The sequence below is a fragment of the Amycolatopsis pithecellobii genome, from assembly GCF_009707865.1.
Lineage (GTDB): Bacteria > Actinomycetota > Actinomycetes > Mycobacteriales > Pseudonocardiaceae > Amycolatopsis_E > Amycolatopsis_E pithecellobii.
This window is the reverse complement of record NZ_WMBA01000022.1, coordinates 23,659-46,233: the sequence shown is the minus strand read 5'-3', so window position 1 is coordinate 46,233 and position 22,575 is coordinate 23,659. Positions and strand designations below refer to the sequence as shown.

Annotated in this window: 26 protein-coding genes; 21 read left to right on the top strand and 5 right to left on the bottom strand. The window is 65.4% G+C overall.

The features are described from left to right. Nucleotides 1–4: 4 nt before the first annotated feature. The 19 genes from GKO32_RS15925 to GKO32_RS15835 all read left to right on the top strand — a co-directional run bounded on the left by GKO32_RS15925 (nt 5) and on the right by GKO32_RS15835 (nt 17,883). Nucleotides 5–1,168, top strand: a complete 1,164-nt coding sequence (locus GKO32_RS15925; protein ID WP_312867989.1) for an acyl-CoA dehydrogenase family protein — start codon at nt 5–7, stop codon at nt 1,166–1,168. Between the two features lie 11 nt (nt 1,169–1,179). Further along, nucleotides 1,180–2,430, top strand: coding sequence for a CaiB/BaiF CoA transferase family protein (locus GKO32_RS15920; protein ID WP_166459584.1), 1,251 nt, complete (start codon nt 1,180–1,182; stop codon nt 2,428–2,430). Beyond that, on the top strand, nt 2,431–3,627 hold the full coding sequence (locus GKO32_RS15915) for a CaiB/BaiF CoA transferase family protein (RefSeq protein ID WP_154757651.1): 1,197 nt from the start codon (nt 2,431–2,433) through the stop codon (nt 3,625–3,627). Nucleotides 3,628–3,638: 11 nt separating this feature from the next. Beyond that, complete coding sequence (locus GKO32_RS15910) at nt 3,639–4,130, top strand: MaoC family dehydratase (RefSeq protein ID WP_154757650.1); 492 nt, start codon at nt 3,639–3,641, stop codon at nt 4,128–4,130. Beyond that, nucleotides 4,127–4,885, top strand: coding sequence for an enoyl-CoA hydratase/isomerase family protein (locus GKO32_RS15905; RefSeq protein WP_154757649.1), 759 nt, complete (start codon nt 4,127–4,129; stop codon nt 4,883–4,885). The genes GKO32_RS15910 and GKO32_RS15905 overlap by 4 nt, the downstream gene beginning before the upstream one ends. Before the next feature lie 27 nt (nt 4,886–4,912). After that, nucleotides 4,913–6,124, top strand: coding sequence for an ABC transporter substrate-binding protein (locus GKO32_RS15900; protein WP_166459583.1), 1,212 nt, complete (start codon nt 4,913–4,915; stop codon nt 6,122–6,124). Between the two features lie 108 nt (nt 6,125–6,232). Further along, nucleotides 6,233–7,390 carry an alpha-hydroxy acid oxidase gene (locus GKO32_RS15895; protein ID WP_154757647.1) on the top strand — a complete coding sequence of 386 codons (1,158 nt, stop codon included), beginning with the start codon at nt 6,233–6,235 and terminating at the stop codon, nt 7,388–7,390. Between the two features lie 8 nt (nt 7,391–7,398). Further along, the gene (locus tag GKO32_RS15890) at nt 7,399–8,166 is read left to right on the top strand and encodes an ABC transporter ATP-binding protein (protein ID WP_166459582.1); all 768 of its coding nucleotides are present in this window, start codon (nt 7,399–7,401) and stop codon (nt 8,164–8,166) included. Further along, entirely contained in the window at nt 8,166–9,038 is an 873-nt protein-coding gene (locus GKO32_RS15885) for an ABC transporter ATP-binding protein (protein WP_154757645.1), read from the top strand. The genes GKO32_RS15890 and GKO32_RS15885 overlap by 1 nt, the downstream gene beginning before the upstream one ends. A gap of 5 nt (nt 9,039–9,043) precedes the next feature. Then, entirely contained in the window at nt 9,044–9,919 is an 876-nt protein-coding gene (locus GKO32_RS15880) for a branched-chain amino acid ABC transporter permease (RefSeq protein WP_154757644.1), read from the top strand. After that, nucleotides 9,916–11,058 carry a branched-chain amino acid ABC transporter permease gene (locus tag GKO32_RS15875; protein WP_154757643.1) on the top strand — a complete coding sequence of 381 codons (1,143 nt, stop codon included), beginning with the start codon at nt 9,916–9,918 and terminating at the stop codon, nt 11,056–11,058. Before GKO32_RS15880 ends, GKO32_RS15875 begins: the two co-directional genes overlap by 4 nt. Nucleotides 11,059–11,134: 76 nt before the next feature. Next, nucleotides 11,135–11,617: a VOC family protein gene (locus GKO32_RS15870; RefSeq protein WP_166459581.1), complete on the top strand. Its 483-nt coding sequence runs from the start codon at nt 11,135–11,137 to the stop codon at nt 11,615–11,617. Between the two features lie 4 nt (nt 11,618–11,621). Next, on the top strand, nt 11,622–12,437 hold the full coding sequence (locus GKO32_RS15865) for an enoyl-CoA hydratase/isomerase family protein (RefSeq protein ID WP_166459580.1): 816 nt from the start codon (nt 11,622–11,624) through the stop codon (nt 12,435–12,437). Next, a complete protein-coding gene (locus GKO32_RS15860) occupies nt 12,434–13,426 on the top strand; it encodes an HpcH/HpaI aldolase/citrate lyase family protein (RefSeq protein ID WP_208024419.1) in 993 nt (330 codons plus the stop codon). Before GKO32_RS15865 ends, GKO32_RS15860 begins: the two co-directional genes overlap by 4 nt. A 25-nt stretch (nt 13,427–13,451) precedes the next feature. Further along, nucleotides 13,452–14,000, top strand: coding sequence for a VOC family protein (locus tag GKO32_RS15855; protein WP_154757640.1), 549 nt, complete (start codon nt 13,452–13,454; stop codon nt 13,998–14,000). Between the two features lie 74 nt (nt 14,001–14,074). After that, nucleotides 14,075–15,727 carry an FAD-dependent monooxygenase gene (locus GKO32_RS15850; protein ID WP_154757639.1) on the top strand — a complete coding sequence of 551 codons (1,653 nt, stop codon included), beginning with the start codon at nt 14,075–14,077 and terminating at the stop codon, nt 15,725–15,727. Between the two features lie 88 nt (nt 15,728–15,815). Continuing rightward, nucleotides 15,816–16,646, top strand: coding sequence for a fumarylacetoacetate hydrolase family protein (locus GKO32_RS15845; RefSeq protein ID WP_154757638.1), 831 nt, complete (start codon nt 15,816–15,818; stop codon nt 16,644–16,646). After that, nucleotides 16,643–17,485: an SDR family oxidoreductase gene (locus GKO32_RS15840; protein ID WP_154757637.1), complete on the top strand. Its 843-nt coding sequence runs from the start codon at nt 16,643–16,645 to the stop codon at nt 17,483–17,485. The genes GKO32_RS15845 and GKO32_RS15840 overlap by 4 nt, the downstream gene beginning before the upstream one ends. A gap of 35 nt (nt 17,486–17,520) precedes the next feature. Further along, nucleotides 17,521–17,883 (top strand): hypothetical protein, encoded by a 363-nt coding sequence (locus tag GKO32_RS15835; RefSeq protein ID WP_154757636.1) that lies wholly within the window; start codon nt 17,521–17,523, stop codon nt 17,881–17,883. A gap of 457 nt (nt 17,884–18,340) precedes the next feature. Here the strand turns inward: GKO32_RS15835 and GKO32_RS38010 are convergent, their stop codons facing one another. Further along, the gene (locus GKO32_RS38010) at nt 18,341–18,520 is read right to left on the bottom strand and encodes a hypothetical protein (RefSeq protein WP_166459578.1); all 180 of its coding nucleotides are present in this window, start codon (nt 18,518–18,520) and stop codon (nt 18,341–18,343) included. Between the two features lie 47 nt (nt 18,521–18,567). Here GKO32_RS38010 and GKO32_RS15830 point away from each other — a divergent pair, with 47 nt between their 5' ends. After that, complete coding sequence (locus GKO32_RS15830) at nt 18,568–19,308, top strand: SDR family NAD(P)-dependent oxidoreductase (protein WP_166459577.1); 741 nt, start codon at nt 18,568–18,570, stop codon at nt 19,306–19,308. Nucleotides 19,309–19,788: 480 nt separating this feature from the next. Then, entirely contained in the window at nt 19,789–20,298 is a 510-nt protein-coding gene (locus GKO32_RS15825; RefSeq protein ID WP_376765964.1) for an aldo/keto reductase, read from the top strand. Between the two features lie 90 nt (nt 20,299–20,388). Here GKO32_RS15825 and GKO32_RS39075 read toward each other — a convergent pair whose 3' ends face one another. From GKO32_RS39075 to GKO32_RS15810, 4 genes are all read right to left on the bottom strand, one after another. Continuing rightward, nucleotides 20,389–20,598, bottom strand: coding sequence for a hypothetical protein (locus GKO32_RS39075; RefSeq protein WP_246243850.1), 210 nt, complete (start codon nt 20,596–20,598; stop codon nt 20,389–20,391). Beyond that, nucleotides 20,591–20,830, bottom strand: coding sequence for a hypothetical protein (locus tag GKO32_RS39070; RefSeq protein ID WP_246243847.1), 240 nt, complete (start codon nt 20,828–20,830; stop codon nt 20,591–20,593). The genes GKO32_RS39075 and GKO32_RS39070 overlap by 8 nt, the downstream gene beginning before the upstream one ends. A 227-nt stretch (nt 20,831–21,057) precedes the next feature. Then, entirely contained in the window at nt 21,058–21,681 is a 624-nt protein-coding gene (locus tag GKO32_RS15815; RefSeq protein ID WP_154757634.1) for a hypothetical protein, read from the bottom strand. Nucleotides 21,682–21,720: 39 nt separating this feature from the next. Further along, on the bottom strand, nt 21,721–22,569 hold the full coding sequence (locus GKO32_RS15810) for a polysaccharide deacetylase family protein (RefSeq protein WP_154757633.1): 849 nt from the start codon (nt 22,567–22,569) through the stop codon (nt 21,721–21,723). Nucleotides 22,570–22,575: the final 6 nt, after the last annotated feature.

Here is a 22,575-nt window from a genome sequence, read left to right as displayed (position 1 = left end):
AACCGTGTTCGAAGAGTTCACCGAGGTCCAGCGAGACGTCATCGAACAGTCTCGGAAGCTTGCGGCCCGGTTTCCGCTAGACTACTGGTCGCATTGCGACAGTAGCCACGAGTACCCGTGGGAGTTCATCAACGCTTTCGCCGACGCGGGCTGGATGGGCATCGTCGTACCCGAGGAATACGGCGGTCTCGGGCTCGGCATCAAGGAAGCGGCACTCCTGATGAAGGAGATCGCGGCGTCCGGGGCCGGCACGAGTGGCGCCGCGGCCATGCATTTCTACGTCTTCCCACCGTCTCCGATCCTCCGGCACGGATCCGCGGAGATGCGTAGCCGGTACATGCCGACGATCGCGCGGGGCGAGATGGTCATGGCGTTCGGCATCACCGAGCCGAACGCCGGTTCGGACACCTCTCGTACTGCGACGCGGGCGGTGCGCTCAGCCGACAAGTGGATCATCAACGGCCAAAAGGTGTGGACCACCAACGCGCAGAACGCGACTCACATGATCCTCCTCGCGCGCACCTCTCCCAGGGATGAGGAGCGCCCGTTCGACGGGCTGACGCTTTTCTTCCTGGAGATCGACCGGTCCCGAGTGGACATCCGAGTCATCGAGAAGCTGGGGCGGTCAGCCGTCGACTCGAACGAGGTCTTCATCAAGGACCTCGTCGCGACGGACGACGACGTTATCGGCGAGGTGGGCAAGGGGTTCCGCTACCTCCTGGATGGGCTGAACCCCGAGCGGATCGTCATCGCGATGGAGGCGATCGGCATGGGCCACGCCGCCCTCCGACTCGGGGTCGACTACAGCAAGTCCCGAACGGTCTTCGATCGTCCCATCGCGGCGAACCAGGCGATCGCGCACCCGATGGCGGAGAACTGGGCGCGGCTGACCGCTGCGGAGACCGTTGCGCTGAAAGCGGCCGACTACTACGACAACGGCTTGCCGTGCGGGCCCTTGGCGAACACCGCGAAGTTCCTGGGCGCAGACGCCGGCTTCTCGGCCTGTGACGCCGTGCTCCAGGTGCACGGAGGCTTCGGCTATGCGAAGGAGTACCACATCGAGCGACTCTGGCGTGAGTCGCGGCTGTACCGGATCGCGCCCATCTCCCAGGAGATGGTGCTCAACTACCTTTCCGAGCACGTCCTGACGCTGCCGAAGTCGTACTGAGGATGGGTGCCGTGACACGGGATTTCCGGACCAGGCCGCTGGAAGGACTGCGGGTGCTGGACATGACATCGGCGCTGGCAGGGCCTTTCTGCACCCTGCTGCTCGGCAGCCTGGGCGCAGAAGTGATCAAGATCGAGCGCCCCGGCGGCGGTGATCTCGCCCGCAGCAACCCGCCCTATGTCGGGCCGAACGGAATTCACCTGCACGCCGAGAGCCCGGATGATCACTCGGTCTCCCTGCTCAACCGGTCCCGGAACAAGCGGAGCCTGACGCTCGACGCCTCGACCCCGCAGGGCCGCGACGTGTTGCACGACCTGGTCCGGCGAAGCGATGTGTTCGTGCAGAGCCTGAGTTCGGGCACGGTGCAGAAGCTGGGCGCGGACTACGAGACGCTGCACAAGATCAACCCACGCCTCGTCTACTGCTCGATCGACGGCGTCTCTCCGGACAGCACGTTCGCCTCCACCAAGATCATGGACATCATCATCCAGGCCCTGAGCGGAGTCATGGACGTCACGGGCGAGCCCGGAACACCTCCGATGCGTGTCGGCGTCCCGATCGGTGACCTGGTTGCCCCGATGTTCGCCGTGAGCGGCATCCTCGCCGCACTTCGGGTCGTGGACCGAGAAGGGGTCGGGCAGAACGTCACCGTCGGGCTGGTCGAGTCCCTCGCGCTGCTGGTGGCACTGGAGCATTTCGATGCGTCCGCTGCCGTCGGTCTGCCGAAGCGAAGCGGCAACTCCCACTCTCGCCTCGCGCCGTTCGGAGTCTACGAGTGCAAGGACGGCCACATGGCGATCGCCGCGTTGCTCGATCCCTGGTTCCGGGCGCTGACGAAAGCGATGGACCATCCCGAGCTCGTGAGAGACGAGCGTTTCAGCAGCCGGGGCCGACGGGTCAAGTTCAGCAGCGAGTTGGACCAGATCATCCAGGGCTGGACGTTGCTGAGGTCCAAGGCAGAGGTCTGGGAGGTGCTGAGCGAGCAGCACGGCGTCCCGTGCGCACCGGTGCGCACCGTCGAGGAGGTCCTCGACGATGCGAGCCTGCACGCACGGAACATCCTGGTCGATCTCCCGCACCCGGATCCCGAGGTGTCGACGGCGCTCGTCGGCTCGGGTGTGCCGTGGCAGTTCTCCCGCTCCGAGGTGAGCCTCAAGCAGCCGGCGCCGAGGCTCGGCCAGGACACCGCCGCGCTCCTGCACGACGTTCTGGGCCTGGGCGAGGACGAGGTCGCGGCGCTACGTACGGCGGGGGTCATCTAGATGGACGAGGTAGCGACCGTGCACTCCGGCGAACCGGGCGCCGCCCGGTCGGCCGGGCCGCTCACGGGGATCAGAGTGCTCGAGTTCGCGGGCATGGGCCCAGCACCCTTCGCGGCCATGATGCTCGCCGACCTGGGGGCCGAGGTGATTCGGCTGGACAGGCTGTCCCAGCTGGGCCGCCCCGCACGCGATCTCGTCGTGCGGGGGCGTCGTTCGGTCGCCGTCGACCTGAAGCATCCCGAGGGGCGTGACGTGGCGCTCGCACTCACGGCCCGGTCGGACGTCCTCATCGAGGGCTATCGGCCGGGTGTCATGGAACGTCTCGGTCTCTCGCCCAAGACGTGCCTCGCGGTGAACCCACAGCTCGTGTATGGCCGGATGACGGGGTGGGGGCAGACCGGGCCATATGCCCAGCGCGCCGGCCACGACATCAACTACATCGCGATGAGCGGCGCCCTGGCGATGATCGGGCGGCGCGACCAGCCGCCCACGCCGCCGCTCAATCTGCTCGGCGACCTCGGTGGCGGCGGCTGCTTCCTGGCGTTCGGCGTGCTGTGCGCTCTGCTGGCCCGGAATCGAAGCGGAAAGGGTCAGGTGGTCGACGCTGCGATGGTCGACGGATCGGCACTCCTGACAACGATGTTCCATGGGGCGCCCTGGACAGTGGGTCGTGGCCCGCGGGGGACCAACATGCTGGACTCGGGCGCGCCGTTTTACGACGTCTACGAGACGGAGGACCACCAGTGGATCTCCGTCGGCGCGATTGAGGCCGCCTTCTACGCGGAGCTCGTCGACGGGCTGGGTCTCGACCACACGGACATGTATCCGCAGCTGGACCGGGCCGGCTGGCCACGTCGCAAGGAGCTGGTAGCCGGCCGGTTCCGGTCGAAGACGCTCAGCGAGTGGCTGACGATCTTCGGCGACCGGGACGCCTGTGTCGCGCCGGTTCTGGATCCGCTGGAGGCATCCCGCCACGAGCACCACGTCGAGCGCAACTCCTATGTGGACATCGCTGGCGTCCGGCAGCCGGCCCCGGTTCCCCGGTTCTCGGAGTCCGAGCCTGCCGTACCGGAGGCGGCACCGCGGGTCGGCGCCCACAGCGTTGCGACGCTGCGGGAATTGGGCCACACCAGTTCTGCGATCGACAGGCTGATCGCACGAGGCGTCTTCGGTCAAGCCACCGGCTCGACCGTCTGAGGAGGTTTTCCATGGCAGGTCTGTGGTTCGAAGAGCTCAGCCAGGGGCTGAAAATCGAGCACTCGGTGACGCGCACCGTTTCCGAGGCCGACAACACGCTGTTCAGCGTCATGACGATGAATCCGCAACCGCTGCATCTGGATGCCGAGTTCTCGAGCCGGACGGAGTTCGGGCAGCGCCTTGTGAACAGCCTCTTCACACTCGGGCTCGTCGTGGGGATATCGGTGAGCGAGACGACTCTCGGCACGACCGTGGCCAATCTCGGCTTCGGAAAGATCGAGTTCCCGGCACCCGTCTTCCACGGGGACACCATACGAGTGGAAACCGTGGTGAAGGCCCGCAGGGAGTCGAAGTCCCGCTCGTCCGCCGGAGTGGTGACGTTCGAGCACACAGGCTACAACCAGCACGGCACCGCGGTCGCCCGCTGTGAACGGAGCGCCCTGATGCTGCGGTGCCCGGCCGAGTCCGCGGAAGTCTCGGCCGGTGCGGGGGCGGGACGATGAGTGTGGCCGCCTATCGGAGCGAGTTCGACGCATTCACGTTCTCCAACCCGCGTGAGGGCGTGCTCCAGGTCGACCTCACCGCGCCGAACGGGAACGAGATCAATTCCGCCTTCCACAAGCAGCTGACACGGCTGTGGCCGGCGATCAGCCAAGACGACGACGTTGAGGTGGTCCTGATCGCGGGGAGCGGCGACACGTTCTCCAGGGGCGCCAGCGCCGACCTCATCGAGGCGATGGTCGACGACCCGCAGGTCCGCACGCGCACGATGATCGAAGCGCGGGACATCGTGATGAACGTGCTGAACTTCGACAAGCCGCTGGTCAGCGTGATTCAGGGGATGGCGAGCGGTCCAGCGCTCGCGGTGGCGCTGCTCGCCGACATCTCGGTCGCCTCCGATACCGCGACGCTGCGCGACGGGCACAATGCGCACGGCGTGGCCGCCGGCGACCACGCCGCGATCTGCTGGCCGTTGCTGTGCGGAATGGCGAGAGCCAAGTACTACCTCTTGACGAGTGAACCCGTGACCGGACCCAAGGCCGAGCAGATCGGGCTCGTCTCCGTGTGCGCGCCGGACGGCGAGGCCCTGACACGCGGCGTCGACCTCGCCGGTCGGCTGGTGAGCAAGACACCGAACTCAATTCGGTGGACGAAACACACCCTCAACCATTGGTACCGGGGGATGTACCCCGTTTTTGACGCGTCCCTGGTCTACGAGATCTACGGCTTCGTTCAAAAGTCCGAGCCCCACGCGTAGGCCCTCGAATCACAAAGGATGATCCAGATGGCAACGTTGCACTGGAGAAAAACCGGCGCCGGCCCGTCGCGGGCGGTTGCCGTTGGTCTTGTGGCCCTGACGGCGCTGACCCTTGCCGGATGCGCGGACGGTGGGTCCGGCTCCGGGAGCGGGGACCTCAAGATCGCGGTGATCGCCGACCTCACCGGGCCCCAGACGGCCCTGGGACTGGGCTCCCCGGGCGTGCTGGCCGCGGTCGACGAGATCAACCAGGATGGCGGGATCAACGGGCGTAAGGTCACGGTCGTCGGTCCCTTCGATGCCCAGTCGACCGCCGACGGCGGTGGGACCGCCGCGCAGCAGGCGCTCTCCGAGACCCCGGATGTGGTGATCGAGTCGACCTCGAGCGCCGGCGTCGCGGCGAGCCTGCCGGTCTTCGCGAACTCGAGCATTCCCGTGATCGACCTGAGCGGGCCCCAGGAGGCGGTGACGCCACCCATTCCGCTGCACTACAGCCTGAATCTCGAGGCGGGGCAGGTCTCGCGGACACTGCTCTCGGGATCGCGTGTCGTCAGCGGTGTGCCGCAGACCGACCGGATGAAGGTCGCGGTGGTTGGCCTCGCGACTCCTGCCATCGACAGCTACCTCAAGAAGATCCAGGCGGACGCCGCCGGGGCGAACGTCGACCTCACCTCGGTGGTGCGGACGGAGATCACCCAGACCTCGTTCAGCAGCCAGGCGGCCGCCCTCGTCAAGGACGCCCCCGACACCGTCCTGCTGATCGACTCCGTGGCGGGGACCGTCCTGGAGGCGAAGGCCCTGAACACCGCGGGCTTCAAGGGGCAGATCATCGCCACCCACGGGGTGGCACAGGAGTCCTCGTTCGCCAAGGTCGCGGCGGCGAACTACTCGGCCGTCCGGCTCGGCGCCGTCGCCACGGCCGGTTCCCCGCTCGCGGACGCTGCCAAGGCCAAGGGAGTTCAGGCCCAGGCTCAGGACACCAGCTACTTCGCCCAGGGGTGGGCTGCGGCGTACACGGCAGCTGCGATCCTGCAGAAATGCGGCGCGTCCTGCAGCCCCGAGGGCTTCCAGGCGGCGGCAGAGGGCGCAGGGCCGATCAATGTCCCCGCTGACGCCATGTACGGCCCGATCACCTTCACCCCGGACAAGCACTACGGCCTGACGGCAGTGCAGCTCTACCGGTGGGACTCCCAGAGCCAGAAGCCGGTCGCGGTCGGAACACCGACCCAGGTGGGCTGACCGGCGCGAGGCCCCGAGTTCCGGGAGCAACCCGCCGAGGACGCCGGGCGCGGAGTGCGGTCGCACGAGAGGTACCCCACAGACCACGGACACGAAGAGAGTCTCGACATGTTGCGCAACAACGTCATCCAGCGCATGAACAGCGTGGCGGACGCGGAGCAGCTGGCCCGGAGAGCGGTCCCGCGATTCCTGTTCCAGCGATTCCAGGGCGGGGCGGGGAAAGGGATCTCTCTCGAGGCCAACGTCGCCGCCTTCGAGCGGACCGGGTTGAAGGCACGCCACGCCACCTTCACCCCGGTGCGCGACCTCCGCACGACCTTCCTCGGCCACGAGCTGTCCATGCCCGTGATCGCGGCACCTGTCGGCCTTCTCGGCCTCGGACGCCGTGGGGGTGAGATCGCGGTCGCCCGGGCAGCGGACTCGGCGGGGACCGTTCAGATCGTCAGCGGGCTCACTACGACTCCCATCGAGGAGGTCGCGGCGGCGACACCCGCGCCGACGTTCTTCCAGCTCTACTACCTCGGTGGACGAGATGTTGCCGAGCAGGCCATCCAACGGGCGCGGGACAGCAAGTGTGCGGGCCTCGTGCTGACCATTGACACGCAGGCCCCCGCCTCCTACGAGCGACCGTTGCGGGAGCGTGCTTTCGCTCCCACGTCACTGCGGTACGGCCAGTTGACGCGGGTCGCGCCTCAGGTTGCCGCGAGGCCCGGGTGGGCGCTGGAGTTCGCCAGGAGTCGCGGGCGGCTCAACGTCCCGATGGGTGGGGCCAAAGACGGCCGACCGATGACGATGTTCGAGGTGGGATCAGCGATCTACCGCCGGACCCCGGCCTGGACCGACTTCGAGTGGATCCGGGAGGCCTGGCAGGGCCCCCTCATCGTGAAGGGGGTGATGTCCGCCGAGGATGCGCTGAAGGCGGTCGACCACGGGGCGGCGGCGGTGATCGTCTCGAACCACGGTGGCAATGTGCTGGACGGCCAGCCGGCCACGCTCAGTGTGCTGCCCGAGGTCCTCGACGCGGTCGACGGTCGAGCCGAGGTCCTGGTTGACGGTGGTATCCGGCGCGGCTCCGACGTCGTGAAGGCGATCGCGATGGGCGCCAAGGCGGTCCTCGTCGGCCGCGCTTACCTCTACGGCCTGCTCGCTGCTGGCGAACCGGGCGTCGCCCGGGTGCTCCAGCTGCTGCGACAGGGCATCGACGACACCCTTGCCGGTCTGGGCTGCGACTCCGTCACGGCGCTCGATGGGTCGTACCTCCGGTGAACGGCGGCGTGCGTGCTCCCGAACCGGACGTCGAGACGGTCGACCGGCCGGTCGTGGCCGAGCTGTCCGAGGTGGCCGTCCGCTACTCCAACGGCGCCCTCGGTGTCGAGCGCATCTCGTTCGAGGTCCGGGCCGGTCAGATCGTGGCGCTGTTCGGACCCAACGGTGCCGGCAAGACGACCTCCGTGCGCGCGCTGTGCGGCTTCCTGCGGTCCGAGCAAACGCGGATCGAGCGGGGCCGGGTCACGCTGCTCGACCGCGACGTCACCGGGCTGGAAGCACACAAGATCGCGCGGATGGGCGTCAGCTTCGTGCCGGAGCGCGACAAGGTGTTCGCCAACCTCACCGTCGCGGACAATCTACGGGCGGCCGGTGACCTTCCCCGACAGCGCCAGGCCCTACATGACCGGCTCGACCAGGTCTTCGAGCTGTTCCCGGCGCTCGCCGATCTATCACGCCAGGCGGCGGGACAGCTGAGCGGCGGACAGCAACAGATGCTGGCGCTCGGCCGGGCGGTCCTTCGCCATCCCCGTCTGCTCGTGGTGGACGAGCTCACCCTGGGGCTCCATCACAGCCTTCATGAGCCGTTGTTCGACGCGTTGCAGCGGATCACGAGGAACGGCACGGCCGTGATCGTCGTCGATGAGAGCGCCGGCTTCTCCCTCGACGTGGCGCATCACTGTTATCTGCTCGTCGGGGGCGTGGTGCGTGACTCCGGTCCCCCCGAGAAGTTCCGGGGCAGCGAACTACTGGCTGCCGGATATGTGGAGGCGTGATGAACGGATATTCGCCGACCCGGACATCGACTTCTCGCCCGTCGCCCGTTCGTCCCGAGAGCGCCCCGACGCTGCACATCGACAACCTGACCGCGCGCTTCGGGGGCGTCACGGCGCTGAACGGCTTGACCGCCACCGTCCAGGCCGGCGAGGCGATCGGCGTGGTGGGGCCGAACGGGGCGGGCAAGACAACTTTCCTGAACGCCATCAGCGGCCTCCTCGGCAGGGCTGTGAGCGGCGAGATCGAGCTGTTCGGCCGCTCCATTGTCCGGGAGAGCCCCGTGCGTATCGCCAAACGGGGTGTCGCACGCTCGTTCCAACATCCGCCGCTTCTCGATACGGCCACCGTCCTCGAGAACGTCGTGGTCGGGTCCCACCACGCCGAGGGATTCGCTGCGGCCAGGCAAATTTTCACGCCGTGGCGGGTCAGACAGACGGAGCGTGCGGAGCACGTCAGGGCTCGAGCTCTGCTCGCGCGAGCAGGCCTGAGCAGTCTGCAGCACCGTGAGGCCGGCAGCCTCCCGTACGGAGCACGAAAGCAGGTCGACATCCTCCGCGCCATCTTCCATAGGCCGGCGCTGCTCCTGCTCGACGAGCCGACCTCCGGGCTGGACATCGGAGAGCAGCGCAAGGTCGTGGACATCATCCAGGACCTAAGGGCGGACCCATCGGTCAGCATCCTGCTGGTCGAGCACCACATGGATGTCGTGCGGCAGTGCGCCTCCCGCGTGCTCGGGGTCCAAGCCGGCCGGGTTATCGCGACCGGGACTCCGGACGAGGTATTCGAGTCGCCGGAGTACCGGGAAGCCGTGGTCGGCAGGTCCCACCAACGTTCCGGCGCCCAGGTCGGTCCGCTAGAGAGGAGGGACTGACCACGATGAGTCAGTTCACCGTTTCCCTTCTGGGAGGAATCGCGAACGGAGCGATCATCGCGCTCATTGCGCTCGGTATGGTCCTCGTCTTTCGCGCCACCTCGACGTTCAACTTCGCACACGGCCAGCTGATGGTCATCCCGGCCTTCTTCACCGGTCTGTGGACATCGAGCGGACGATTCGGCATGTCGGTCAGTGTCGTCCTCTCGCTTCTCATCGTTGGCGCCGTCGGCGGAGTGTTCTATCAATTCGTCCTCCGACGTCTGGCGGGGGACGCGCACCTGAACGGCCTGATCGCCTCTCTGGGTCTCGCGGCAATCCTCGACGGATTCATCTCACTGTACTTCGGCAACGTCAATTATTCTTTCAACCTGGCAGTCCTGCCCGGCGGTACCAGTGAAATCGCCGGTGCCCGCTTCTCGAACGGGGCCCTCACCCTCACCGTGTTCAGCCTCGTCGTCACGATCGGGGTCGCCTGCCTGCTCCGATTCACGCGGATCGGGATCAGTGTCCGTGCAGCCGGCCAGAACGCGCTTCTGGCGAGCCAGAGCGGTATCAATGTCAGACGCGTATTCCTCGGATCCTGGATCACCGCGGCCGGACTGGCCGGACTCGCGGGCATCGTCTACGGCAGCACCAACGTCGTGACGCCCAGCCTCTCGGAGACCGCGTTCGCCGCGTTTCCCGCCATCATCCTCGGCGGCCTCGACAGCATCGAAGGCGCGATCATCGGGGGAGTCGCGATCGGGGTCATCAACGGCTTCACCGCCCAGTACTGGGGTGGCGACTTCGTGCCCATCATCACCTACACCTTCCTTCTCGTGGTGCTGTTGGTGAAGCCGGCAGGACTGTTCGGAACCGCGGCGGTGACAAGACTATGACTCAGACAGAAATCGTGAATGCGACTCCGATCTCTCAATCGCGTTCATTCCTCAGAGAAATCGAGCTCCGGGTCTTCTCGTCCTGGGTGGGGATTCCACTCCTTCTGTTGATCACCGGACTCGCGGTACTCATTCTTCCGAACTACACTCTGTACGTTTTCAACCTGTGTCTGCTTGCCTCCATGGGCGCTGTCGCACTCAATCTGCAAATGGGCACTACCGGGCAGGTGTCCCTGGGGAACTCCGCATTCCTTGCACTCGGTGCGTTCACCGCGGCCGGAGTCGTTCGCAGTGGGTTCGGCTTCCCGGGCGACGTCATCGTTGCGGTCGTCGTGGCAGGGGTCATAGGTCTTCTCATCGGATTCCCGGCAGTGCGCCTCAAGGGCCTATATTTCGCATTGGCGACGGTCTCGGCCTACTTCATCGTTTATTTTTTCTGCTCCGAGTTCCAGCGAGCGACGGTGGGCGAGGCCGGATTCCGACTGCCCACGGCGATGTTGCGTGGCGAATTCCCGAGGGACACCACAATGCGCTGGTCGTGGCTGCTCACGGGGGTAGTGTGCGTCGTAGTTCTGCTGTGCTCGGTGCTGAGCCGCGGGAAGTCCGGACGTGCTCTGCGCATGGTGCGTGACCACGAGCGGGCCGCCCCGACCTTCGGCATCAGCGCCATGCGCTCGAAGCTGCTGGTGTTCGGCGTGGGATTCGGCATCATCGGCCTGCAAGGCGCGCTCGCCGCCCATTACGCCCAGTTCGCGACGGTGAGCAGCTACACCTTGCTCCTGACGGTGCAGTACGTTGCGATGGTCGTCATCGGGGGACCGGACTCCATCGCGGGTACCATCGTCGGCGCCTTCTTCGTCACGTGTTTGCCCGTCCTCGCCACCGCCGTACTGCGCGGGAGCATCGGATCAAGCGCCACGACCCTCGGCCCGCAGATCGCCCTCATTCTGTACGGCGTGCTGGTGATCCTTGTCGTCACACGAATGCCGGGTGGAATCGCGGCCGGGTTGAGAAGGGCCTACCGGATCGCACGCCACCATGTGACCGAGAACGCCGACCGGTCTCGACACCACGACGACGTGTACCCGGTCTCCGCAGCTGAGACGCAGCATAGAGGCACGGGATCGAACGATGAATGAATCGCGGGGCGCGGACGTCGGGGTACGGCGTCGAGAGGGGGCTGCTCGCATGACGGAGCCACACCTCGAGCAGTTCATGCTTTTCCACACCGGGATGATCGTGCCCGATCTGGACGCAGCGATGAAGACGATGGCCGCGGGTTTCGGCTTTGCGTGGGCCGATCCCATCACTACGACCGGACAGATGCGGAACCCGACGTCGGTTGGCCAACGGACGACACGGCTGACCTTCTCAACGAATGGTCCGCACCGGGTTGAGCTACTCGAACACATCGACGGCGAGATGTGGCGCACTGCGGAGCATCCCGTCCATCATCTCGGTTTTGCGGTACCGGACCTCGAGGACGCGTGCCGCCACCTGGAAGCAAAGGACTATGTCCCGGCCTTTGAGCTGCACGGCCCCGACGACGGCGCTCCGATCGCTTACTATTTCCGCAGTCCCGTCGGTGGCTTGTGGATCGAGACCGTCTCTTACGCCGTTTATCAGGACCTGATGAAATGGGTGGATTCGGGTCTGGCTCCGGATGTGGCGAAACCGGGAGCGGGCAATGTCAGGTGATTCAGTGCGCCAGCACGTTCATGAGAAGAAACGCGATATGATGTCTTCTTGCGTCGAGCGGCCGGAGTACGCCGACGACTTCAACTTCGTGTACTTGAGCCGTCAAGCCGGCGTGCTCGAGGTTCGGTTGCATACCGGCAACGGGGACGTGCGGTGGAACCTCGAGTTTCAGGCCGAATTGGTCTCGCTGTGGGAGCGTGTCGCGCGCGATGAAGATAATCGCGTCGTCATCGTTACCGGGACGGGCGACACTTTCATTCATCTCGGAGGAGTCGTGGCGGAAGGTGAAAATCGTTTCACGCCACGCCGCTGGAAGACCATTCACGGTATCGCGCGCCGCCTGGTGCTGGGGCATTTGGACATTGAGGTTCCGATGATTGCCGCGGTCAACGGACCTGCCACGATTCATTGTGAGCAGGCGTTGTTGTGCGATATTGTCATCGCGGCCGACACGGCCTTCTTCGCCGATCGCGTCCATTTCACCCGGGGGATCGTTCCGGGTGACGGCATCCACACCGTCCTGTCAACCGTCTTCGGGCTCAACCGGGCTCGCTACATGGCTCTCACCGGCAAGCAGTACTCGGCTGAGGAGGCACTGAGGATGGGCGTGGTGAACGAGGTCCTGGACAAGCCCGACCTCCTCCCACGGGCCCATCAGATCGCGCGGGAGCTCGTGGCCAAGCCGGATGTGGCATTGCGCTCGACGAGAATGGTGCTCACCCGAGAACTAAGGCGATCGATGAGCGACGCAATCGATGTAGGAGTCATGGCCGAAGGCGTGGGGGCCATGGAGTACTGGCCCGGCGGTGACCGCGAATGACCACTGTCGCCAACGCACATCAGAGCGGCGCTGCCTCGCACGGGATGAAACCGTACCGGTCGATGCTGTTCGTGCCCGGTCACAAGGAGTCCTGGGCGGACAAAGGCGTAGCGGCAGGCGCGGACGCGCTGATCCTCGATCTGGAGGACGCAGTCCCAGCCGATCTCAAAGCGGAAGCTCGGCAGACGGTGTCGCGCACCTCTCGGAGGCTGGCGGCCGGTGGTCGGCCTTACGGCGTCTGGGTTCGGCCGAACTCGTGGGATTCAGGTCTGGTCTGGCACGATCTCGCCGAGGTCGTCTGCAGTGGGATCGACGGCTTAGTCCTGCCAAAGGTCGAGACATCGGCGGAGATCCACTACTTCGACGGCGTGGTGACCTCGCTCGAGGCCTTGGGCGGGGTGGAGCAGGGGCGGACCAAGTTCCTGCTCACGCTCGAGACGGCGAAGGCGATCGCCGGAGCGGCCGAGCTGGCGACGGCGAGTCCACGTGTGGTGAGCATGCTCGGCGGCACCGGTCCGCACGGTGACATCGCACGGGCGCTGGGCTACATCTTCACGGCCGAGGGCCTCGAGACTCTGTACGCGCGAAGCAAGATCCTCCTGGCCTGTCGGACCGCCGGTCTGGACCACCCGGTCTGCGGGCTGTGGCAGGACGTCCGCGATGTTGTCGGGCTACGCGATTTCCTCGGCTCGAACCGGCAGCTCGGCTACCGGGGAGCGATGGTGATCCACCCCAGTCACGTCCACATCGCCAATGAGGTCTTCACGCCCTCGGCCACCGAGTTCGCGTTCTACGAGGAGGTCGTGGCTCAGTTCGACGCCGCGGTCGTCCGCGGTGACGCCGCGCTCGTCGTGGGCGGCCAGCACGTCGACCTCGCCCACGCCAAGACCGCGAGGCAGTGGCTCGAGCACTGGGGCTGGCTTCGCGAGGGTCAGCGAACCGAGCCTGCCTCGACCACGGGCTCGGAGCGGAGCACGAAGTTCAGCTAGCCAATAATTCTGATGGGAGAATCAGATGGGCGGACGTAGCAAAGAGGAGATCGTAGAGCTCGGCCACACAGGTCTTTTTACGAATGATCTGGACAACCAGGTCGCGTTCTACCGGGATGTGCTCGGCCTGCAGATCACGGACGAGGCGCCCGAGAACGGAATCGTGTTCATGAGCTCGCGCCCGGACGCCGAGCATCACGAGCTGCTGCTGGCTTCGGGACGCGATGTCGAGCGAGACGTCCACCTCGTCCAGCAAATCGCCTGGCGGTGCGGTTCCCTGGCCGGGCTGAAAGCCCTTTACGGCCGAATCGTGGACGCGCAGGCACCGATCGACATGGTCGTGTCGCACGGTAACGCCATCGGCGTGTACTTCCGGGATCCCGAAGGCAACCGGCTCGAGGTGTACTGGCAGACCGGGCTCGAGGCCCGTCAGCCGTTTCTGTACGGCATCGACCTCACCCTGCCTGAGGAGACCCTCCTCGCGGAGGTGCGGGAGCGCGTCGCGAAGTTCGGCCAGACCGGCTACATCGACGAGGCGATGCTCGCCGAGCAGGAGGTCGGGCAGACGCACTAGGGCGTCTCCGGCCTCAGTACAACGCACCGGGCCCCCGGGCCAAGAACGCAGACCAGCCACTCAGGTAGGACGGGATGAGCGAGACCTCGGACAACAATTCCCACTTCCCGGTCGGAATCATCGGTGCTGGGCCGGTGGGCATGATGTTGGCACTCAAGTTGCAGCAGTTGGGCGTCGACAGCGTCGTCATAGAACGATCAGGTTCGGCGCGCATGCACCCGAAGGGCAACACCCATAACGCCCGGACCATGGAGCACTATCGGAGTCTCGGCCTCGCCGGCCGAGTTCGTGCTACCGGCTTGCCGCTGGATCATCCGACCGACGTCGCCTATTTCACGAGCCTCGCCGGCCGGGAGATCCAGCGACTCGAGATGCACTCGTGCCGCGAGGTGCTCGCGAAAGTCGCCCGCAAGCAGAGGGGCGATCCGACTCCGGAGCCCGTTCATCGGAGCAACCAGATGTACGTGGAAGCCATCCTGCTCTCCGAGGTGCTCCAAGCGCCACGGATCACTTGCCTGATGAGCACGGAGTGCATCGACTTCGCGGAGCGGGACGAGCACGTCGAGCTGAAACTCGAGAGGCCAACCGGACACGAGACCGTCACGGTTGACTACCTCATCGGGTGCGACGGGCCACGCAGCATGGTGCGCCGGCGGCTCGGTGCCAAGTACGTCGGGGAGGACGGCCGCGAGCAGGGATTCATGAACGGGCTGCAGCACTCGACCTACATCCGCGTCCGGGGTCTGTCTCGCCTGCTCAAGGACAGACGTTGCTGGCAGTACTGGGTGATCCGGCCAGAGGGGATCTTCGACTTCGTCAGTCTGGACGGCGAGGACGAGTTCATCTTCCATGCCGTCCAGGAGGACGATCTTGATGAGGAGGCCATTCGCAAGCGAGTGGCCAAGGGTGCAGGCGCGGACCTCGAGACCGAGGTGTTGGGGACCGAGGACTGGGTGGCGGGGCGGGCGCTCGTCGCCGACTCCTACGGGGCCGGTCGGGTTTTCCTCTGCGGAGACTCCGCGCATCTGTTCACCCCCACCGGTGGCTTCGGGATGAACACCGGGGTCGACGACGCGGTCAATCTCGCCTGGAAGTTGGCGGGAGCGGTGCAGGGGTGGGGCGGCTCGACGCTGATGGCCAGCTACGAACTCGAGCGCAGGCCGATCGCCATCCGGAACACGAACGCGGCTCTGGCACTCTCGAAGAGCCTGCGGGACATTCCACTCGGCGCCGTGACCGACGACGCGGATACCGAGGACCCAACGGCGGTAGCCGAGCTCGCCGAGCTCCTGAAGGGGTTCAAGGACGAATTCGCCTCGCTGGGAATCCAGCTGGGCGCCTCCTACGCCGGATCCCCCATCGTCGTGGACGACGGCACGCCGGCTCCGCCCGATCGGCCCGATGTCTACGTGCCTACCGCAAGGCCGGGGGCACGGGCCCCCCACTGGTGGCTTTCGACGGGGGCGGCTCTCTTCGACGAGTTCGGCCCAGGATTCACGTTGCTGTGTCTCGAGGGTGGGGAGACGGCGGCGCAGCTGGAGCGCGAGGCGATCGAGAGGAGCATCCCGCTCACGGTGCTCGGGCTCGTCGAGCCCGGGCTCGACGAGCTCTACCGCGCCACCACGGTCCTTGTCCGGCCCGACGGCCACGTCGCCTGGCGTGGGTCCGGAACCGCCGATGTGACCGGCGTATGGGACTGCGTGACCGGCCATGAGGCAGCCCGATAACGACGAACCGAAGGTTCACGGCTCCGTTCTGCAGAGCCACTCCAGCACCAGCAATCGCGGACCACGACTGGGAAAGAAGGACTGCCTTATGAGGCTTATCGGTTATGTAGTGGACGGCGAGCGACACATCGGCGCCGTCCAGGGAAACCAGGTGACTCCCCTCGGCACGATGGCCGGGTTCTACTCGGCTGCCCCCGAGAATCGGGGCCGCCCGGCCGGCGAGGCATTCGATATCGAGGACGTCACGCAGATTCCGCCGGTGCCAGAGGCGGCAAGGGTCTTCTGCGTCGGCGTGAACTACCACAGCCACGCGGAGGAAGCCAAGACGCTCGTCGACTTCGAACGACCCGCATATCCGACCGTCTTCGGCCGCTGGGCCCAGTCGCTGGTCGTCGACGGCACGCCGATCTCAATTCCGCCGAACGAGGACGGTCTCGACTGGGAGGTCGAGCTCGCAGTCGTCATCGGCAGCAGCGGGTGGAACGTGGCCGAGGCCGACGCAGAGGAAATCATCCTCGGCTACACCGCGTTCAACGACGTCACCGCACGGCGGAAACAAATGGAAACTCCGCAGTGGACCGTCGGGAAGAACGCGGACGGCAGCGGGCCCATCGGGCCGGTACTCGTCACGCGCGACGAACTGCCCGACGTCAACTCGCTGCGCGTCACCACTCGCGTCAACGGCGAGATCGTCCAGGACGCGAACACCAAGGACCTCGTGCACAAGATTTCGGAGATCATCAGCTACATCAGCGACACGATCACCCTGCTTCCCGGTGATGTCATCGCCACCGGGACACCGTCCGGCGTGGGTATCGCGCGCACACCTCAGTGGCTCATGCAGGACGGTGACGAGGTCGTCGTCGAGGTGGAGGGCATTGGTGAGGTCAGGAACCCGATCGTGAGCCGGAAGCCATGACCGGCAGTGCCGGGCCCCTCCGGGGGCCGAGCATCTCGATGTCGTTCCGATACACCGGTGAGTTCGACGGGAGGACCGTACTTGTCACGGGTGGAGGGTCCGGGATCGGCGCAGCCGTCGCGGGCGAATTCGCGTCGGCGGGCGCTTGTGTCGCCGTTGCGGACATCGATGCGGAAGCGGCGGCAAGAATCTCCGCGGAACTTCCGGGCGAGTCCACCTCTCACTGTGTGGATGTCGCGAACTCACAACAGGTGTTCCGGCTCTTCAAGGAGATCTGCCGTTTGAGGGACAGCGTGGACGTGGTCGTGCACTGCGCAGGAGTGGACGACCCGGACACGAAGACATTGATCGCAGCTCAGCAGGAACGCGGTGAGCGTGCCGATATCACGGCTCAGCTGAGCGACGAACAGTGGCAGCGCATGATCGACATCAATCTCAGTGGCGCGTTCTACGTCGTACGATCATCGTTGCAACACATGCTCCCGCAAGGCCGTGGGTCGATCGTCGTCATCGGTTCGCAGGCGGGCGTTACGGGCGTGAGCGCCTACCCTCACTATTCGGCATCCAAGGGTGGCGTGCATGCCTTGTGCCGCGCGGTCGCGGCCGAGGTTGCCGGCCGGGGCATCCGAGTGAACTCGATCGCTCCCGGGGAGATCGACACCCCGATGCTGGCACGTACACCGCCGGCAATGACCGGAACGCTCGAAGTCCGGATTCCAGCCTTACGGCGAGGGAGGCCGGAAGAGGTCGCCAGGGTGGCTCTCTTCCTCGCCAGCGAGATGGCGGGCTACGTGGTCGGGGAGACCGTCATGGTCAACGGCGGCCTGAGCACAGTCTGAAAGCGCTAGACCGAGCTCAACCCGAGGAGAACGAGATGTCAGACATCACGCCAGGAATGATGATCGTTGCCGTGGACTTCGATCGGGAGCACGACGAGGAGCTGAACAGCTGGTACGACGAGGAGCACGTGCCGGAGCGCGCCGCGATCGACGGCGTCACCGGGGTGCGGCGCTTCGTCCGGACGGAGGGCGGCTTCGCGACCCCGCCCGGCATGGACATCGTCACGCTGCCGAAGTACCTCCAGGTCTACGACCTGTCGGACATCAATATCCCCGCCGGCAAGGAGTGGTCGGCACTGAGCGAACCGGCAGCCGTCTCCGAGCGCTCGCTCCGCAACTTCCCGTTCGTGCGCAACGTGTCCCGCGGGATGTACGTGGAGATGCGCCGATTCAAGTAGACGGCGATTCGCTACGGCCCTGAACGGGCTGGTGGTCAGTGATGCGCGCCGGTAACGGGGCATGACCGGCAGGATTGGTGCGGTGCGGTCGATCGCCGGCATCCGGCTCTTCTCGTCCACCGCCACCAGCCCGTTCGCCGGTGGGGCCAGGTAGAGGCCCACCGTATCGCGGGCCTTGTCCACGAACTGCGGATCCATTGACAGGGCCGGGTTTCGACCGCGTGTGGTCTGAGGCGGAATGCCCGCCAGATCCGGGAGATCGCCGACTGCGGCATCCCCGTCACCGAGGCCATGCACTTGACGATCACTTCGTTCACCTGCCGTCCGTGCTGAGACGCTCGCGGCCCGGGCACGGCTCGTCGGTAATCCCTCCAGCCGGTCGGAACCGAACCGCGACCGCCATTTCGACAGGGGGAGTGCATGCAAGAGAACTTTTCTCGCACAGGTGTGACCCGATTCAACGAGTGGCGACAGACATCATCGCGCGCCCTTGTGCTGGCCGGACGGCGGGCCGCTGATGCACCGAAATGTCTATCGCGTCGCGGTACAGCTCGCGCGTTCCGGGTGCCGCCGGCCCGCAGGCGATGTTTCGCACCGCGATCACGGCGACGCCGTCGTCGAGGTCGCCACGTGGCACGTGAAGCTCCTGATCCGTCCGTAGGAGATACCAGAAAGGGGTCGGCGATGAGTGGCACTGGGCAGAGAGTGGTGGTCACCGGCGGAGCGGGCGGCATCGGGGCGGCCGTGGTCGCCCGCTTCGTCGCGGCGGGGGCCCGGGTCATGGTCTGCGATGTCGACGCGAGTCGCGCTGCGGCTCTGGCCGAATCGCTCGGGCAGCCGGATCAAGTCGGTGCGTGCGAGTTGAATGCCACGGGCGTCGAATCGGTCCGGAACATGGTGTCCACTGTTGCGGAGGCATGGGGTGGTGCCGACGTCCTCGTGAACTGCGTCGGAATCATGGGGGAACGGCCGGCACCTGTGAGCCTGATCGACGATGCGGATTGGGGCCGGATCATCGACACCAACCTGACGGGTCCGTTCTACTGTATGAAGTACTGCTACGACCTGCTGAAGGTCTCGCACTCGCCGGTGATCGTCAACATCGCGTCCCGCATGGGCCTGAAGGCCTCGCCGACGATGCCGGCCTACGTCGCGAGCAAGCACGGGCTGATCGGGTTGACGAAGGCGGCGGCACTGGACCTGGCGCCCGAAGGGTTCCGGGTGAACGCGGTGTGTCCCGGTCCGATCGCGACGCTGATGCTGGAGTCCTCGCCCGGCCTCGCCGCGAAAATCAGCACCTCCGTGCCGATGGAGCGGATCGGTACTCCCGAGGAGGTGGCGGAGGCGGTGTTCTGGCTCGCCGCGCCGGAATCGGCATTCGTCACGGGCACGGCTCTGTCGATCGACGGCGGCCTTTCCGCGTAGCAGCTGCCATAGGATCGCGGTGATCACCCGACGGTGGTCTCGCCAGCGGAGGCCGTTCCCCGCCACCTCGCGAAGCAATGGCTCGAAAGAGCCACGCTCTGTCTCGTCAGTTCATCATGACCGACCACCGACCAGCCAGCCGCGTTTCTGATCTGCCGGGTCCGTACGGCCCGTTCACGCCCCGGCTATCACGAATCTTCACGAAAGTGGCAGCGATCAGTGCGACCGGATACGCGCATTCACGCGGCCACGACTGGCATTCACTCATCTCCTCGACCACCTTCACTGATCGCGACGGTCTTGACTCCGCCCACGCACAACCTCGCCATTACCTTTCAGGACGTGTTCCGGAGCACACCCGGCCTTCGCTGGACCAGCGCGGAACATCTGGGCTGGCGTACACGTCGAACTTACGTGACTCACCTTCGCGCCCTCGGATCGTCCAATCTCTTCGTTTCCCCTCTCTGCCTGGGTGGCAACGTGTTCGGCTGGACCGCCGACAAAGCACAGTCGTTTGAGGCGCTCGATGCCTACCTCGCCGCAGGCGGCAACTTCATCGACACCTCCGACTCGTACATGAACTACTTTCCCGAACAGGGCAACGAGCCGGGCCAGTCCGAGACCATCATCGGTAACTGGCTCGCCGCTCGCGGCAACCGCGAGGATGTGATCGGTCGCAACCAAGGTCGGCGACCACCCGCAGTACATGGGCGTTGCGGCCGCCACCATCAAAGCCATCTGCCCGGCCTTGGTGGCGGCTACGCGGACACCGAACGTGGTGTGAAGGTGCTCGACGCGTTGGAGCAGGTCGCGACGGCGCGGTGTGTGGAGATGGCCATAGTGGCGCTGGCTTGGCTTGCGCAGCAGCCAACTGTGACCGCACCGATCGCCTCCGCACGCATCGTCGAGCAGTTGCCGGCGCTGCTCGCTGCGCACGACCTGCAGCGGTCCGACGCCGAGCTGCAAACCCTGACGGCCGCCTCGTCCTGACCGGGACTGGACGCATCCAGTATCAGATATCCGCGGAGCCGCCGGGTCATCCGTGTCATTGAAGATCTTTCGGTCTTTGAGTGATGTTGGTCAGTGGGAAAGGCCGGTATGGTCGAGGAAGCTGAAGCACAGCTGGTAGCTGGTGTCGATGCGTTCCAGGCCGGCCTGTGCGGCGTTGTGGGCCTCGTCGATGGTGTTGGGGCAGAGGTTGGCCAGCTCGTGTGCTTTGACGTTGCCCCAGACCTGTTCCATGGGGTTGAGGTCATAGGCGAGCCGGGCAGGGGTTCGACGGTCAGTCAATGGCATTGCGTGGCGAGCCAGGCCTTTGTGGCTTTTCGCGCGATGGGGGTAGGCCGTCCCAGATCAGAGTGACGGGATCTCGGTCAAGGTCGTCGTGCAGCTCGGTAAGGAAGGCGATCAGTGATTCGGTGTTGTAGCTGCCTTCTTCAGCACCGGAGTCTGGCCGCGTGGCGCCCACATGGCCTCGCATGTTGATTACCGTCGACGTCGCCAACTGCTCCGTCGTGGACACATATTTCCTAGATCATGGCTAATTTCCCGTTGCTGTCATACCGTGGCTCCGGTCGGCGGTTTCGCGTCTGTAAAGGAACGGTGGTCGCCGTAGCCGACGAAGGGGACCGACAATACACGGCCATGGTTTCGGCGTTTGCAACTTGATAATCCTGACGACGAAAGCGTGGTCGGATAGAATGTCGGTACAACCCGGAACGCAGAAGGGTCCGGAAAATAGGGCCGAGCTCAGTCTTCAGACTTGCCAGAGCGCTTGCTCGCCTGCGGCCGCCAGATCGGATACAGTGACGGGCCGCCTTCCAAGGTGATCGTTTTGCCCAAGCGAACCTGTCCTAGGCGCTCATACAGGGCCAGGTTGCGCAGGCAGCTGGCTTCGCCGTACACGCCGGCGTCCGTGTCGTCGGCGAGGGCGAACTGGGCCTTCTTGAGCCTGGTGCCGAGGCCTTTACCTTGCCGCCCGGGAACGGCCGAAAGGAAAGTGCCGTAGAGGTGTGGTGGCAGGTTCCGAGGATGATTGTCGTAGAGCAGATTCATAAAGGCCACCGCTCGCTCAGCTTGTTCGTCCAGCTTGTTTTCCAGTTGCGTCAGGACATCGGCATGGGCCTGTGCAGTGGGGAGAACAGAGGGTGGATAGAATAACGAGGTGGCGCTGAAATCTTCGATTTGAATTGCAAGGCCGCCGCCTGCGAACGTCGATTCCACGATCACAGTGAAGAAGCGCCGGTTGGCTTCGGCCCGGCGTTCCGGTTCTGGGAAGATCCAGGAAAAGACGGGGTCGTCGAAGAAGGCGCGAGTGTAGACAGCGACCAGAGATTCTGCCTGGTCTTCGTGAACTTCGCTGATGGTGGGCACAGTGATCCTCTCGGTTCGTGATAAACGTCTGGACAGTAATCATTTTGCGGGCAGCGTCCGGCGTGCGGCCGCGTGTTGCGCGACCTCGGCGTGAGTCGTGAACCACACGCCGGAGTGGGACGTGATATGCGTCAGCAGTTCGTCCAGCAACTTGATTCGCGAACGGTGTCCGATAATGTGAGGGTGGAGCGCGAGTGTGAACAGACCGCCCTCGGAGTAGGCCGCATCGAACTCATCCTGCCAGATTCGCAAGACTTCGTGTGGTGCCAATACCTGCTTCCCTAAGGCGTCGTCGGGAAAGTATGGAGCGTCGTCCCGGATCCATGACACCGGAACCTCAGTCACCCCGGTCGCCTCACCTCGGTGCAGAAGCTCGTATGGCTGGTCGTCAGCCATAAGCGATGAGTCATATTCGAGGCCCAGCTCTCTGATGATCGGCAGCGTGTGCACGGTGAAGTCCCAATATGCGGTACGCAAACCGACCGGACGGACACCGGCGGCAACCTCAAGCGCCTCCGCACTGCGCAGCGCCAGCTCACGTTCCTGTTCTGCCGTCAGATCTCCGCATTTTTCGTGAATCCAGCCGTGCAGGCCGATCTCGTGTCCGTCTGCGTTCACTGCGGCAAAGCCTGCGGGATCGAGCTTGGCGGACACCACGGGGTAAAAGAAGGTCGCGGGGACGGAATGTCGGCGAAGCGTGTCGAGGACTCGGGGTAGGCCGACACGCGCACCATACTGGCCTTGAGAAAGAAGGCCGGGGCCGCTCATACCACGGGAGAGGGCAAGTGTCTCGTTGTCGGCGTCGACCGAAATCGCGACGGCCGCAATTGCGTTCTGTGGCCAGTGTCCCAGGGGTAGCTGGTTCCATGCGCTCGCCTCGTCCACCATGGATCG

Coding starts and splice junctions, on each gene's coding strand:
- GKO32_RS15915 (WP_154757651.1), top strand. CDS start 2,431: ATGGACGAGGTAGCGACCGTGCACTCCGGCGAACCGGGCGCCGCCCGG.
- GKO32_RS15910 (WP_154757650.1), top strand. CDS start 3,639: ATGGCAGGTCTGTGGTTCGAAGAGCTCAGCCAGGGGCTGAAAATCGAG.
- GKO32_RS15905 (WP_154757649.1), top strand. CDS start 4,127: ATGAGTGTGGCCGCCTATCGGAGCGAGTTCGACGCATTCACGTTCTCC.
- GKO32_RS15900 (WP_166459583.1), top strand. CDS start 4,913: ATGGCAACGTTGCACTGGAGAAAAACCGGCGCCGGCCCGTCGCGGGCG.
- GKO32_RS15895 (WP_154757647.1), top strand. CDS start 6,233: ATGTTGCGCAACAACGTCATCCAGCGCATGAACAGCGTGGCGGACGCG.
- GKO32_RS15885 (WP_154757645.1), top strand. CDS start 8,166: ATGAACGGATATTCGCCGACCCGGACATCGACTTCTCGCCCGTCGCCC.
- GKO32_RS15880 (WP_154757644.1), top strand. CDS start 9,044: ATGAGTCAGTTCACCGTTTCCCTTCTGGGAGGAATCGCGAACGGAGCG.
- GKO32_RS15875 (WP_154757643.1), top strand. CDS start 9,916: ATGACTCAGACAGAAATCGTGAATGCGACTCCGATCTCTCAATCGCGT.
- GKO32_RS15870 (WP_166459581.1), top strand. CDS start 11,135: ATGCTTTTCCACACCGGGATGATCGTGCCCGATCTGGACGCAGCGATG.
- GKO32_RS15860 (WP_208024419.1), top strand. CDS start 12,434: ATGACCACTGTCGCCAACGCACATCAGAGCGGCGCTGCCTCGCACGGG.
- GKO32_RS15855 (WP_154757640.1), top strand. CDS start 13,452: ATGGGCGGACGTAGCAAAGAGGAGATCGTAGAGCTCGGCCACACAGGT.
- GKO32_RS15850 (WP_154757639.1), top strand. CDS start 14,075: ATGAGCGAGACCTCGGACAACAATTCCCACTTCCCGGTCGGAATCATC.
- GKO32_RS15845 (WP_154757638.1), top strand. CDS start 15,816: ATGAGGCTTATCGGTTATGTAGTGGACGGCGAGCGACACATCGGCGCC.
- GKO32_RS15840 (WP_154757637.1), top strand. CDS start 16,643: ATGACCGGCAGTGCCGGGCCCCTCCGGGGGCCGAGCATCTCGATGTCG.
- GKO32_RS15835 (WP_154757636.1), top strand. CDS start 17,521: ATGTCAGACATCACGCCAGGAATGATGATCGTTGCCGTGGACTTCGAT.
- GKO32_RS15830 (WP_166459577.1), top strand. CDS start 18,568: ATGAGTGGCACTGGGCAGAGAGTGGTGGTCACCGGCGGAGCGGGCGGC.
- GKO32_RS15810 (WP_154757633.1), bottom strand. CDS start 22,569: ATGGTGGACGAGGCGAGCGCATGGAACCAGCTACCCCTGGGACACTGG.